General features: G+C 45.6%; 13 protein-coding genes. 6 read left to right on the top strand and 7 right to left on the bottom strand.

Translation table 11 applies throughout. The annotated features are described in order from the left end of the window. Positions 1 to 20 precede the first annotated feature (20 nt). Complete coding sequence (locus tag CXF70_RS07155) at positions 21 to 1,502, bottom strand: aldehyde dehydrogenase family protein (RefSeq protein WP_101802078.1); 1,482 nt, start codon at positions 1,500 to 1,502, stop codon at positions 21 to 23. A 251-nt stretch (positions 1,503 to 1,753) separates the two neighbouring features. Here CXF70_RS07155 and CXF70_RS07150 point away from each other — a divergent pair, with 251 nt between their 5' ends. Continuing rightward, complete coding sequence (locus tag CXF70_RS07150) at positions 1,754 to 2,647, top strand: MerR family transcriptional regulator (protein ID WP_101802077.1); 894 nt, start codon at positions 1,754 to 1,756, stop codon at positions 2,645 to 2,647. A 161-nt stretch (positions 2,648 to 2,808) separates the two neighbouring features. Here the strand turns inward: CXF70_RS07150 and CXF70_RS07145 are convergent, their stop codons facing one another. From CXF70_RS07145 to CXF70_RS07125, 5 genes are all read right to left on the bottom strand, one after another. Beyond that, on the bottom strand, positions 2,809 to 3,042 hold the full coding sequence (locus CXF70_RS07145; protein ID WP_158241161.1) for a general stress protein: 234 nt from the start codon (positions 3,040 to 3,042) through the stop codon (positions 2,809 to 2,811). Between the two features lie 297 nt (positions 3,043 to 3,339). Further along, positions 3,340 to 4,302 carry an oxygen-dependent tRNA uridine(34) hydroxylase TrhO gene (gene trhO / locus CXF70_RS07140; protein ID WP_101802075.1) on the bottom strand — a complete coding sequence of 321 codons (963 nt, stop codon included), beginning with the start codon at positions 4,300 to 4,302 and terminating at the stop codon, positions 3,340 to 3,342. Positions 4,303 to 4,749: 447 nt separating this feature from the next. Continuing rightward, positions 4,750 to 5,700: a 2-hydroxyacid dehydrogenase gene (locus CXF70_RS07135; RefSeq protein ID WP_101802074.1), complete on the bottom strand. Its 951-nt coding sequence runs from the start codon at positions 5,698 to 5,700 to the stop codon at positions 4,750 to 4,752. Positions 5,701 to 5,774: 74 nt separating this feature from the next. After that, entirely contained in the window at positions 5,775 to 6,383 is a 609-nt protein-coding gene (locus CXF70_RS07130; RefSeq protein WP_101802073.1) for a DedA family protein, read from the bottom strand. Positions 6,384 to 6,400: 17 nt separating this feature from the next. Continuing rightward, the gene (locus tag CXF70_RS07125) at positions 6,401 to 7,480 is read right to left on the bottom strand and encodes a metallophosphoesterase (RefSeq protein ID WP_101802072.1); all 1,080 of its coding nucleotides are present in this window, start codon (positions 7,478 to 7,480) and stop codon (positions 6,401 to 6,403) included. A 168-nt stretch (positions 7,481 to 7,648) separates the two neighbouring features. Here CXF70_RS07125 and CXF70_RS07120 point away from each other — a divergent pair, with 168 nt between their 5' ends. From CXF70_RS07120 to CXF70_RS07100, 5 genes are all read left to right on the top strand, one after another. Beyond that, on the top strand, positions 7,649 to 7,990 hold the full coding sequence (locus CXF70_RS07120; RefSeq protein ID WP_101802071.1) for a lmo0954 family membrane protein: 342 nt from the start codon (positions 7,649 to 7,651) through the stop codon (positions 7,988 to 7,990). Between the two features lie 12 nt (positions 7,991 to 8,002). Next, on the top strand, positions 8,003 to 8,641 hold the full coding sequence (locus CXF70_RS07115; protein ID WP_084244049.1) for a PspA/IM30 family protein: 639 nt from the start codon (positions 8,003 to 8,005) through the stop codon (positions 8,639 to 8,641). Positions 8,642 to 8,705: 64 nt separating this feature from the next. Next, positions 8,706 to 9,404: a cell wall-active antibiotics response protein LiaF gene (gene liaF, locus CXF70_RS07110; protein WP_101802070.1), complete on the top strand. Its 699-nt coding sequence runs from the start codon at positions 8,706 to 8,708 to the stop codon at positions 9,402 to 9,404. After that, positions 9,401 to 10,444, top strand: coding sequence for a sensor histidine kinase (locus CXF70_RS07105; RefSeq protein ID WP_101802069.1), 1,044 nt, complete (start codon positions 9,401 to 9,403; stop codon positions 10,442 to 10,444). The genes liaF and CXF70_RS07105 overlap by 4 nt, the downstream gene beginning before the upstream one ends. Then, positions 10,422 to 11,057, top strand: a complete 636-nt coding sequence (locus CXF70_RS07100) for a response regulator transcription factor (RefSeq protein ID WP_084244046.1) — start codon at positions 10,422 to 10,424, stop codon at positions 11,055 to 11,057. The genes CXF70_RS07105 and CXF70_RS07100 overlap by 23 nt, the downstream gene beginning before the upstream one ends. A gap of 50 nt (positions 11,058 to 11,107) precedes the next feature. Here the strand turns inward: CXF70_RS07100 and CXF70_RS07095 are convergent, their stop codons facing one another. Then, the gene (locus tag CXF70_RS07095) at positions 11,108 to 12,847 is read right to left on the bottom strand and encodes a mechanosensitive ion channel (RefSeq protein WP_101802068.1); all 1,740 of its coding nucleotides are present in this window, start codon (positions 12,845 to 12,847) and stop codon (positions 11,108 to 11,110) included. Positions 12,848 to 12,962 lie beyond the last annotated feature (115 nt).

The following is a 12,962-nucleotide window of genomic DNA, read 5'->3' as shown; positions in this document are numbered from 1 at the left end:
TGGGTCTGCCCCTTTCCTGTTTAAATTTCGTTATCTATTTGTGCCCGTTGCAATTTACCGCTGAAATCCACGTAGACAGATTTCCATTCAGTAAAGACATCGAGCGCCGCCACACCTGAATCACGGTGGCCATTGCCAGTCCCTTTCGTACCGCCGAATGGCAAATGGATTTCTGCTCCGGTCGTACCTGCATTTATATAGACAATGCCCGTATCCAAATCACGTTGCGCTTTAAATGCCCGATTCACGTCCTGCGTATAAATCGAACTCGACAGTCCATAAATGACACCGTTATTCACTTCGATGGCCGCTTCAAAAGAGTCCACTTCAATAATGGAAATGACAGGGCCGAAGATTTCTTCCTGAGCTATGCGCATGGAAGCTGCCACATTTGTAAACAATGTCGGTGCGTAATAGTTTCCTTTATCGTAATGGCCGCCAGTCAGGATCTCTCCCCCTGCAAGAAGCACCGCGCCTTCCTGTTTCCCAATTTCAATATACGAATGGATTTTTTCAAGTGCTTTTTTATTGATCACTGGCCCCACTTTGATGCTTTCATCCGTACCATCGCCAATCGTCAGGCTTTTCATTTTCTCCAGAAGCCTGTCCTGCAATTCTTCTTTCGCTTCCCTATGCACAATAACGCGGCTGCAAGCGGTGCAACGCTGGCCCGCTGTTCCAAAAGCGCTCCATAATATGCCTTCAACCGCCAGGTCCAAATCGGCGTCTTCCATGACAATCACTGCATTCTTGCCACCCATTTCCAATGAAACTTTCTTCAGGTTCCGCCCCCCGAGTTCAGCCACTTTTCTTCCTGTTTCGGTCGAACCGGTAAATGAAATGACTCTTATATCTGGATGCTCGATCATAGCGGTACCCACTTCCGACCCTGTGCCGAAAACGATATTGGCGACTCCGTCCGGAAGACCAGCTTCAGCAAATATCTTGCTCATTTCATAAGCCATCATCGGTGTCTCTGTTGCCGGTTTCCATAAAAAAGTATTTCCTGCCACAATAGCCGGGAAAGACTTCCATGTAGCGATTGCCACTGGAAAATTCCATGGCGTTATCAAGCCGACAACTCCAATTGGTGCACGGACACTCATTGCAAATTTATCCGACAGCTCGGAAGGCGTTGTTTCGCCAAATAATCTCCGTCCCTCGCCTGCCATATAAAAAGCCATATCGATTCCTTCCTGCACTTCACCTCGGCCTTCTTCAATCACTTTACCCATTTCTTTTGTCAGAACTTGCGCCAGATGTTCTTTGCGCTCTTTCATAATCCGGCCAATTTCATATAAATACGACGCCCGCTTTGGCGCCGGAACTTTCGCCCATGTTTTTTGAGCCGCTTTGGCTGCCTTTGCAGCTCTATCGACATCTGATGCACCAGACAGTTGAACTTGCGCCAGTTCTTTGCCTGTCGCCGGATTCAATACGGCTGCGAATTGAAGATTTTTAGCATCCTGCCATTTGCCGTCCACATAATTAGTCAACTTCATTTTCATTCCTCCTTTATAAATGGTCCGCATAAAAGAAAGCGCTTACAAATCCATTATTTCACATTAAGCTATAAATTCACAGGTGGATTGAAAAAAATCTTGAATTTTCTAAATTTTAATTCCCAGTTTAATTTTTCTCATGAATCCAGTTTTATTTCCATGCATAAAGTATCATTTTATTCTGCAAAGCCCAAAATGTATTGACACTTACGGAACGTCATAGTCTAATCAAATGGAAGAGGTGATTAATTATGTACAAAGTACAGGAAGTAGCTACAATAGCAGGAGTCAGTGTCCGCACTCTCCATCATTACGACAGCATCGGTTTGTTGAAACCATCGAATATTGGATCCAACCGATACCGTTATTATAATGACGATGATTTGAAACTGCTCCAACACATCTTATTTTTCAAAGAATTAGGATTTTCTCTTAAAAAAATCCAGGAGTTGGTAGCCGAAGGTTTCGATGCCACTTTTGCCTTGACACAACATGCGGAATTATTACGCCAGAAAAAACAGCGAATCGAAAAATTGATAGAAAATGCTGAGCTCACTCAGCTGGAATATGCAGGAGTGCAGGAATTGACCAATGAACAGCGCTTTTCCCCCTTCAGCATCAAGAAAACAGACGACAACATCAAATTATATCTTGATCCGCCGGCTGAAGTTGAAACTGCAGAAGTTGAAACTGTTGCAGCAGAAACTATGGAAACTCTAAAGGTGGAAGAAGATTTTGCAGGCCAGGATGAAATTCTGGAAGATGTTAATTTCACCGAACCGGAACCGGCACAAGAAACTGCAACGGATGAGTCAGAGACTGCAGTTGCAACCGCAAATGCAAAGCCGGAAAAAGAAGAAGAGGATCTCGAAGAAATCAACCGTGAAGGCGATCGGATTTACAACGCTGTCTCCAATTTGATGCATTTGCCGCCGGAGTCACCTGAAGTCCAAGTCGAAATGCAGGCATATTATACGCTGTTGGACCGTTTCTATAATTGTTCACCGAAAATGTTCCGCGGTCTTGCTGATCTTTATGCAAACGACAGCCGCTTCGCCAAGAATATCGACCGTCACGGAGCTGGCTTATCCAAGTACCTGCGTGAAGCGATGTACATATATGCGGATGATCTGGCCGATGCTTGAACTTATTGGAATTTGTTCGAATTGCGGGAAGGAAATTTATTGCCGTGATGGTTTCCTGGATGGAGTGTATATTGAAGGGGAACTTTTCTGTTTCAATTGTGCAGAAAAAGAATCTGAAGTATAAAAGTACCGGTCACAATGGTGTCCGGTACTTTTTTCTCCTATATTCGAGTGTCATTTCGATGGTCTGTATATAGCACAATGCCGTCATCATCGAGAATATCATGAAATTCATCAATTTCTGTTTGGCTTAAATCCAATGCATTCAACTCTTCGCGCACTGCATCTTCGCCCGTGAAAACTGATTTGAATTTATCGGTGATCGTTTCCGTTTCGTGAGTGTGGACTCCTTCCTGTGTTTCATCAGAATTGAGGATATCCGCATTATTCGCCAAAACATGGATATCGTTTTTGTCATAACCTCACGATTTCATTTCTTCCACTTTTTCTTCAAGTTCCTGTTCCGTATAAACCACTTCAAATTCTCGGTTTTTCGATTTCATACTGATCAACCTCCTATTTATCGACTTACTATTATTTACCCGGACAACCAAAAAGCTAAAACTTGAATCATTTTATGTACCTCAACAGAAAAACACCCCAAAGTCGTTGCTGTTCCACACGACTTTGGGGTGTTTTTTCCTTGCTTCATTTCATTGGTCACTCTGTCCTGCCGTTATAAGCATCTGCCATTAAACTTCAGATGTTTCTTTTAAAGCGTCAAGCCTTGCCTGAACTTCTGAACCTGTCAAACCATGTTCAAATGCATAACGGTTGCGCGGGTGTTCACGGCATTCATCACTGCAAGAACGCATATATTTATGTTCGTTTTCTTCGGAGCTGAGGATTTTCTTGTTGCATTCAGGATTTGCACAGTTTACATAGCGCTCACATGGCTCGCCAGTAAAATGATCTTTGCCGACTACTGTATGCTCCACCTGATTGACAGGCACTGCGATGCGCTCATCAAAAACGTACATCTGACCGTCCCAAAGCTGTCCTTTTACTTCAGGGTCTTTGCCGTAGGTAGCGATGCCGCCATGAAGCTGCGCCACATCTTCAAAGCCTTCCCTTTTCAGCCAGCCGGAGAATTTTTCACAGCGGATTCCGCCTGTGCAATACGTCAGGATTTTCTTGCCTTCGAACATTTCTTTATTATCTCTGACCCATTCCGGCAGGTCGCGGAAGTTCTCAATCTCCGGACGGATAGCACCGCGGAAATGGCCAAGGTCGTATTCGTAATCATTGCGGGCATCAAGGACGATTGTGTCCTGATCCTGCATGCGTTTATAGAATTCAGTCGGTTCCAGGTAAGTGCCAGTCAATTCGTTCGGATTGATATCTTCTTCAAGTCCCAAGTGAACGATTTCTTTTTTCGCGCGCACGTGCATTTTTTTGAATGCATGTCCATCAGCTTCGTCGATTTTAAAGACGATCTCTGAAAAACGTTCATCATTTTTCATCATTTCCATATAAGCTTCCGTTTGCTCGATTGTGCCTGAACATGTGCCGTTGATGCCTTCTTCCGACACCAGGATGCGTCCTTTCAATTCGAGCTCCTTGCAGGCAGCCAAATGTTCAGCAGCAAATGCCGCTGGATCTTCAATCGGTGTATATAGGTAATAAAGTAAAACGTTGTGTGTATGATTTTGCATGAATCATACCCCCTATTCTTCAATTTGCTTCTTCAGCCATCAAGACTTCAAAACCTCAACCATTTTACAATAAAACACAGTGAATTTCAACTTTCTTCTATATAGGCAAAAGTAAAGAATCTGTATAGTTAAGCCGCTTCGGCGCTATGGACAAAGCTCCCACAATAAGCCGAGGAGCCCACTCGTCTTATTGCTCCGCTCAGTCCTGAGCCGCGCCTTTGCTGAGAGAATTCTCTAAAGATACGGAGCAAAACAGCGAAGACGCCTTGGTGAGCAAGCGTGAAAACCCGTGCTCCTGCATCGCTGCGTTGCTTCGTTCGAGTCTTCGCAGCTGTTTTGTGAAATATCGACTATTAAGGGTTTTTAATAAATTTTATATAAAAATAAAACAGCCGCAGAAACGGCTGTTTATACATTATTTCAGATACACAATAAATTACTTGTCCATCAACAAACCCTGTTCTTTATTGATTGCCCTGCCAGACATGCCGCTATCGCTTCGGCATTCAACCCCATCATCTGGTGCCTAGTCCGGATGCCGGCGCTGCCGATATGGGGAAGCACTGTCAAATTATCGAGTTCCAGCAGCTTATTGTCGAGGGGAAGCGGCTCCTGTTCGAAGACATCCAATCCAGCAGCCCATATTTTTCGTTCTTTGAGTGCGTCGTATAAAGCGTCTTCGTCTACGATACCGCCTCTTGCAACATTGATCAGGCAAGCTGTATCCTTCATCAGATCCAATTCCCGTTTGCCGATCATCCCTTTGGTTTCTTCCGTCAAAGGTGTAAGGATCATAACAAAATCGGATTTGGAAAGCAGCTCATCCAGTTCAGCATACTCTACATCTTCAAGGCTTCTGCGGGTACGGTTATGGTACATCACTTTCATATCAAAACCGCCAGCTCGTCTGCAGACTCCTTCACCTATGCGGCCCATGCCGATGATTCCAAGTGTTGCGCCGTAGACGTCCTGTCCAGTCATCCCCATCGGCGTCCATGACTGCCACTCACCTGAACGAACTGTTTTTTCCGCTTCGATCAGCCTTCTGGCAGTCGCCAGCAGCAAACCGAATGCCAGATCCGCCGTCGTCTCCGTCAGCACTTCCGGTGTATTTGTCACAGCAATTCCCCGTTCCCTCGCCGCATCCAAATCAATATTGTTATACCCCACCGCAAGATTGGCAATTATTTTTAAATCCGTCGCCGCTTCTATCAATTCCCTGTCTATCTGATCGGATAGCATCGTCCACAATGCAGATGCTTTCTTCGCTTCTTCCATGAGGACTTCACGCGGCACCGGTTTTTCCTCTTCCTGCCACATCCGTACTTCGTATGAATTTTCAAGACCTTTTATCGCCTCCTCAGGCAATTTCCGGGTGATATAAACAATCGGCTTCATAAAACATCCTCCAATCTAATTGTCTAATTATTATAGCAATTTATGTAAGCAGCTTCAATTTCAAGTGGTTCTTCCTAGTCCTTACGCCTTTTCCGGATGAAAATCCATATGCCGACAACCGCTCCCACAGCCAATAAAATATAAACCGCATTCGAGTAGAGTTCCAACTGGCGCATGATCACTTCACGATTTTCTCCTACCGCGGCGCCTAAAACGACAAGAATAGTATTCCATATCAGCGTTCCGGCAATTGTAAATAATAGAAACATCTTTACTTTCATGCCTGACATTCCAGCAGGAACCGATATGAGGCTCCGGACGACAGGAACCAGTCTGCCGAAGAAAACCGCCCACACGCCGTAACGGTCAAACCAGGCATCCGCTTTATGAAGATCTGCCTTTTTAAAACGCAGCCATTTGCCATATTTTTCGACTAGCCCTTCCAGGCGCTCCACACTCAGCCATCTTCCGATGTAATAAAGGATTACAGCTCCAGCAACTGAGCCGGCAGTGGATGCGGCGATGACTCCTGTCACGCTCAATCCAGCAGTGGTTGTCATAAATCCGCCGACAGTCAGTACAATTTCAGAAGGAATCGGTGGGAAAACATTTTCCATTAGAATCAGAAAAAATATCCCCATGTATCCATAGTCTTCCATTATAGAAGTAATCCATGCTTCCATCTAAACCACACTTCCATTCATTTATTTTCGAATTTCATCCTCACGAACCACAGCTCCGATCGGCTCCCGATGCGGATTGGCGGTCCCCAAAAGCCGAAGCCTGAAGAAACCAGAAAATGAGTGGCCTCTTTTAAACGGTACCCATAATCCAGTTCGAATACTCTTTTTGTAATCAAATGATTTGGCCACATCTGCCCTTTATGCGTATGGCCCGAAATATGAAAATCAACACCGAGCTCGACCGGCGTTTTCAAATCCGACGGCGTATGGTCCATGACGATCCATGGGAGTCCGCTTGCAGGCTTTAAGTTTTCGAGCAGATCCCTTTTGCCGTTGGTCCGTTCCTCCCGTCCGGTCAGATTGAATGAACCCGCAATCTCAACCGTCTCATCCCTTAATATCGAAACGCCGGATTCTTCCATGACACGGACAAGCAACGGGATTTTCTTTCCATAATATTCGTGGTTGCCCAATACTCCGAAGACACCATATTTCGACTCCAGCCTGCGCATCACTTCCGACATGCCATATCTTGCATACCAGATCGGATCGTCATCCACCAGATCCCCTGCAAGCAATACCAGGTCCGGTTCGAGTTTATTGCTTAAATCCACAAAGCGCTTCAGGTGCCGTTTGCCTGATAGAACACCAAGATGGAAATCGGAAGCAATGACGATATCCAAATCCTCCCCACTGCCCTTTACAGTGAATTCTTGTTTCCGGACAACTGGACTGTAGGCAAAAAAAGTGCCGAAAAGAAAAATCAGCAGAAAGAGAGCAGCGGCCACAGTACCTGTAAATTGAACATCCTGTGGGTGGCTGATGGCAATCACTGCCAGATTAGCCAGCGGCACGATCAGCAGCGCATACTGGAAAAAAGCCAGCCAATATGAACCAGCAATCGTGAAACCCAGCCATTTGTGGCCCAGCAAGCCGATAAAATAACTGAATGATAATAAGACCCAAAATAACAGGAAAAACCATGCATTGATGACCAATGAAAAACTGGTCAGCCATATAAAAACGGCCCATCCTATGTATCCTGCAAGAGCGCAGTAGATCAGCAGGGCCAAAAGTCCGGCAGCTATCTGTTTCAAAACCCTCACCTCTTTCCTGTTTACATTTCATTATACCTTCGTTTCTCATCTGTAAACTACCGGGAAGCGACTAAGCCTCAAGTCTGAGTAAAAGATGCAGTGACAGACCGTGTTGCGGTTTTCTGAACGTTGATATGATTAAGTTACAAATTGAGAGGAGGAAATAACTTGAACAAGTTTTGGATGACAGTCATCGGCATCATCGCCGGAATTATCGCCCTTTCGAATCTGGGGCCAATCATCGGCCTCGCTTTTTCAGGAGTCATCATCTATATCGGTGTACATTATTACCTGAGAAGCATGTCGACAGCCGCTAAAATCTGGTGGGGCTTTGTTGCAGCAGTTGGCGCGGTATCCGCAATTTCCAATGTACCTGCAATCATCGGTGTATTGGCCATTGCAGTGCTTTGGTATATCTACAGAAAATGGAACGAAGAAGAGGGTTCACCGTCAGTTAAAAATGATCCTTTCACCAACTTTGAAAAAGAATGGCAAAAGCTGAACAAATAAGGAGGAAATTACATGACAACATTATGGCAGCGTTTAAAATTCGCGGTGGCGACGGACATGGATGCGTTACTCGATAAGAAAGAGGAAAAAAATCCGATCAGTTTACTGAATAAATATATTCAGGAAGCGGAGAAAGAGACGGAGACCGCAGGGAAATGGCTGGAACGCCAAACCAGCTTGCACGCCAAGCTGGAAAAAGAATTGCAGGAAGCACAAATCTTCCTTGAAAAGCGCCAGGCTCAAGCTGAACTTGCTCAATCCGCAGGCGAAAGCGACTTGTCCCAATTCGCTGAACAGGAAGTCGCCGCTTACAGTTCACGCGTAGATGAACTGCGTAAGACGCTTGACGAAAATGCAGCTGAAAGTGTTGCACTCGAGCAGCGTTATGAAGAAATGAAACATAAAGTAAAAGATATGAAAGTGCGCCAGCTGCAATTGATGGGTAAGGAAAACGCCACCCGCGCACATTATCAGATGGATAAAATCCTGAGCCCTGAACTGGTGGCTGAACGGATCGGCTCGTTTGATGACATGGCCAGCTATATCAAATCCCTCGGCAATAAAGTAGAAGAACGCCACGAGCGTTCGACAATGGAACGCCGTCTTGAAGCGCTGGAAAAAAACAGCGCGAAATCCAAGGAAATTGTGTAAGCTAGAGTAAGAGGGATGGATTTCCCTCTTACTTTTCTGCTGCAAAGAAGGAGGCAAAAACGCGATGAATTATTTCTCAACCAACAGACAGGCATTTTTTGCCTTGAGCGCATTATTTCTCATATTCGTGGAAGCTGCTTTTTTCGGCAACGGCAGCGTGTTTTTGGTTCTTCTTGGCATCGGACTCATCTATTATGGCAATAAGAACAGCCCCAAATACCGGCAATCCTATTTCTGGACAGGCTTTATCCTGATCGGAATTTCAATTCTTTCCATGTGGAGCCTTCGCCTGTTCATTCTGGCTGCGGCTGTGTATCTTTTGATCCGGTTATGGAAAGGCGAGGAATGGCAGCAGGAAGTGCCGATGCGAGGTCCGGTTGATAAAGGGCTGATCCAGAATAAATTCTTATCAGCACAAGCAACTCCAATTGAATCTTACGAATGGAAAGACATCCATGTCCAAGGATTTATCGGTGATCTATTGATTGATGCAACGCAAACCGTTTTACCAAAGCAAACGTCCCTGATATCGATTCGCCAGGGATTCGGCCGGGTTCGCCTGATTGTTCCGTACGAAGTTCCTGTTCGCGTCTACTATTCGACTGTTTTTGGGGATGCCCGCTTTTTCAACGGCGAAAAGCAGCGGATCTGGTACGGTTCTGTCCACACCAAAGACGGCTACGAACACGTCGATGATGTAAAAACGGAATTGATCGTTTCCGTCACCACCTGGATGGGGGATGTCGAGGTGATTCGCCGATGAGACAGATCCTGCCTCGCAGCCTATTTTTCATGGCTTTGTTCGCCGCTGTCATCTTCAGTATTTTATTGGCTCTTTTAGGCCTGCCTGCTGTAAATACCTGGTCCGTCCTGTGGGAAGATTTTGTAGCCGGCCTTCCCTTCGGTGTCTGGCTGTTCGTCTTGATGGTGGCGCTGTCTGCCGGAATTTCCTGGTGGACTGAGTCTTTATCGCGCGCGAAAGTCCGGGACATCGAAGAGATTTTCCAGGCTCTGCTCCGCAACGAAGATCAAAGCGTCATAGAGGCTGCGCAAATGAAAACGTTGCCGTCCCAACTTTCCGTTTCGATATTAAAACTCCAAAAATTATTGGAATCCCAACGAAAAAGCCTGACACGCATTGCCAACGAACGGGCTGAAACTCAAGATCAGCTTATACAGGAACGCTTAGTCATGGAACGGCAGCGGCTGGCACGGGAGCTGCATGATTCCGTATCCCAGCAATTGTTTGCAGCTTCCATGCTGTTATCTTCCATGACTGAAGGCAAAGAAGTCTCTAATAGCTTGCTGCAAACCGAAAAAATGGTCCAGCAGGCGCAGCTCGAAATGCGGGCTTTATTGCTTCATCTGCGGCCGGCGGCTTTGCACGATAAAAGTTTGCGGCAAGGTTTATTTGAGTTGGTGTCCGAATTGAAGGAAAAAGTCTATTTTACAATTGAACATAAACTCGAAGAAGTGCCTTTGCAAAAAGGTGCCGAAGACCACCTGTTCCGCATCGCCCAGGAAACACTGTCCAATACATTGCGCCATTCAAAAGCCAGCGAAGTCCACATTCTATTTATCGAACGGGATAATTTCGCCATTTTACGCATACAGGACAACGGCGTCGGTTTTGAAAGCGAACAATCAAAGTCGACTTCCTATGGGTTAAAGCACATTGAAGAACGTGCCATTGAAATCGGGGCTACAAGCAAAATTGTTTCAGTTCCTTCCGAGGGAACCATTGTCGAAGTGAAAGTACCTATTGAAAGGAAGATTCCGGATGATACGAATTCTGTTAGTTGATGACCACGAAATGGTCCGGATCGGTGTATCCGCTTATCTGCAGGCACAGGAAGATATGGAAGTCGCCGGTGAAGCGGCAAACGGCGAAGAAGCTGTTGAAATGGCACTCGAATTACGCCCGGATGTAATCCTGATGGATATGGTCATGCCGGTCATGAATGGCGCTGAGGCAACAGATGCGATCATCCGTGAATGGCCGGAAGCGAAAATCATGATCGTCACCAGTTTCCTGGATGATGACAAAGTGTATCCTGCGCTAAAAGCTGGCGCAGTCAGCTATATTCTGAAAACCTCTAAAGCTTCACGGATCGCGGACTCCATCCGCGAAACAATGAATGGCACCCCGGTCCTCGAGCCGGAAGTGATGAGTAAAATGATGAAGCAGATGCGCCATGAACGTGTGCTTCATGAAGATCTGACCGAACGGGAAATGGAGATTCTTCTGCTGCTTGCCCACGGCTATACGAACCAGGAAATTGCCGATGAGCTTTACATAGCATTAAAGACAGTAAAATCCCATGTCAGCAATCTGCTGGCGAAGTTGGAAGTCCATGACCGGACCCAGGCGGTCATCTATGCCTTCCAGCATAAACTGGTCGCTCCGAAAGATTAACAAAAAGTGAAAACAAAAAAGGCGGCCGCGGCCGCCTTTTCTTTTTGTGCTTATTTATCGTTGAACGGATCGTCCATGTTCCGGTTGCGTCCGTTCCAGCTATCATGTGCGTCTTGATTGAAATTCTTCGGGAAATCAGTTGTCGGACCTTTTGTATCTTTTGATCCTTCAAATGGATGTCTCTCATCAGGTGAAGTTTTTTCTACAATCGGGTCGACTGCCGCTTTTGCTTCTTTAGCCAATCCAACTTTCTTGGCTTCCTGTTCCCTTTTTTTCTCTTCCCATTTCTCTTTGTCGACTTCAGTCTCTTTCAGGCTGTTTTCCATTCGATCCAAATAACGTGAAGCATGTTCTTTGCCGCCAAGTCCGAAAGCCAGACCGAATGCTAGGGCTGCTCCGCCAAGTATCAGGATAAACGCCGAATTGATGATGGAAGCCGCAATTCCCAACTGGTCAAGCGCCATGAAGAAAGCGAATGCCAGGATGGCATATTTGGCGACATAGCGAAGGACATGAGGGCCGCCGGAAGATTTTTTGAATACACTTCCGATAAAATCTTCAGCCAGGTTCGCCAGCCAGAAGCCGATTGCCAGAATGACCAATGCCGCAATAACAGCAGGAATGTATGCGAAGATTCCTGTTGCCAGCGATACCATGAACTCCAGGTTCAATAATTGCAAAGCTTCGACTGTGAACAAAAGGATGATTAATACCTGTGCCACTACACCGATAATTTTGGCCAGTGAATAAGCAGAAGGATCTGTGTCCGGATCCGCGGTTTTATTCATGCCCATTTTTTCAGTAAGAGAATCCACTCCAAGGTTTTTCATCAATTGGACCACAAAATCTTTGACCCAGCGGCCAATGATTATTCCGGCAAGAATCAGCAGGATCGCAACGATAATATTCGGGATCATGGTCAGAATATCATTCAGCATCGCGATTGCAGGACCGGAAATTCCACGAAGCGCAAGCACTTCAAGGGCAGCTATCGTTACTGGCAGCATGATCAGGATAAAGGCGATGATGCCGATGACATTCGATACGCTTGTGCCACTGAAGAATTGTGAAATTTTCAGTTTTGACGCTAAGCGATCCGTCCCGATCGACTCCAGGAATTTTGAAAGGATCTTTTTAACGATGGTTGCCGCGATCCAGCCGATGGCGAAGATGATTGCCGCTGCAATCAATTTCGGTATGAAATTCAGGACACTTGCAAGCATGTTCGAAAACGGTTCGCTAAGACCGTCGATATTCAACGCACTCAGTACTGCCGGTAAAAACAACAGCAGGATCAGATAGAATGCGATATTCGCTGCCGTCTCTGTCCATTTGACTGTATCTTTTTTGGATGCACCGGTCTTTTTGGTGACTTTTCCAAAATCGAATTTTCTGCCTGCCACTAAAATTAGGCGTTTTACAACTGTAGCCAGCACCCAAGCCAATAAAAGAATCAAGGCGGCCTTTAGAATGCTGAGGAACGCACCAGATAAATTATCGAAGATGCCCAGGAATGGTGCTCCAATGGCTCCAAGATTCAGGATATTGAAGAATAATGCCACTGTGAAAAGCAGAATCAGTACAAATACAATTTTGCTGATGATTTTCGACAGGCTGTATTTCTGCTGTGACATCCCTGCTTTTTCATCAAGCTTAGTTTTGTCCAATAATTTGTAAACCGCTTTCTCCACCATCTTGGCTACAATAAAACCGATAATAAGTACAAGAATCGCCAAGAGAATTTCAGGAAGCGCGTTCATGAAATTATTGAAATAACCTCTAGTGTCCATATGTCGACCTCCATTCAAAATTATTGTGTTCATAACTTCTATCCCCTAGCTCCTCTTTTTCAAAACCTGGCATTTATAAATAATAGAAGAAACCCAAAAAAGGCCATGTCCATTC

It is taken from the genome of Planomicrobium sp. MB-3u-38 (assembly GCF_002836425.1).
Lineage (GTDB): Bacteria > Bacillota > Bacilli > Bacillales_A > Planococcaceae > Planococcus > Planococcus okeanokoites.
The sequence above is the reverse complement of the archived record's forward strand: the minus strand, read 5'-3'. Positions and strand labels throughout refer to the sequence as shown.

What these genes read in the sequence shown, in the direction of transcription:
- trhO (WP_101802075.1), bottom strand. Translation starts at nt 4,302, where the DNA reads ATGCAAAATCATACACACAACGTTTTACTTTATTACCTATATACACCG.
- CXF70_RS07100 (WP_084244046.1), top strand. Translation starts at nt 10,422, where the DNA reads ATGATACGAATTCTGTTAGTTGATGACCACGAAATGGTCCGGATCGGT.
- CXF70_RS07135 (WP_101802074.1), bottom strand. Translation starts at nt 5,700, where the DNA reads ATGAAGCCGATTGTTTATATCACCCGGAAATTGCCTGAGGAGGCGATA.
- CXF70_RS07150 (WP_101802077.1), top strand. Translation starts at nt 1,754, where the DNA reads ATGTACAAAGTACAGGAAGTAGCTACAATAGCAGGAGTCAGTGTCCGC.
- CXF70_RS07130 (WP_101802073.1), bottom strand. Translation starts at nt 6,383, where the DNA reads ATGGAAGCATGGATTACTTCTATAATGGAAGACTATGGATACATGGGG.
- liaF (WP_101802070.1), top strand. Translation starts at nt 8,706, where the DNA reads ATGAATTATTTCTCAACCAACAGACAGGCATTTTTTGCCTTGAGCGCA.
- CXF70_RS07155 (WP_101802078.1), bottom strand. Translation starts at nt 1,502, where the DNA reads ATGAAGTTGACTAATTATGTGGACGGCAAATGGCAGGATGCTAAAAAT.
- CXF70_RS07095 (WP_101802068.1), bottom strand. Translation starts at nt 12,847, where the DNA reads ATGGACACTAGAGGTTATTTCAATAATTTCATGAACGCGCTTCCTGAA.
- CXF70_RS07115 (WP_084244049.1), top strand. Translation starts at nt 8,003, where the DNA reads ATGACAACATTATGGCAGCGTTTAAAATTCGCGGTGGCGACGGACATG.
- CXF70_RS07105 (WP_101802069.1), top strand. Translation starts at nt 9,401, where the DNA reads ATGAGACAGATCCTGCCTCGCAGCCTATTTTTCATGGCTTTGTTCGCC.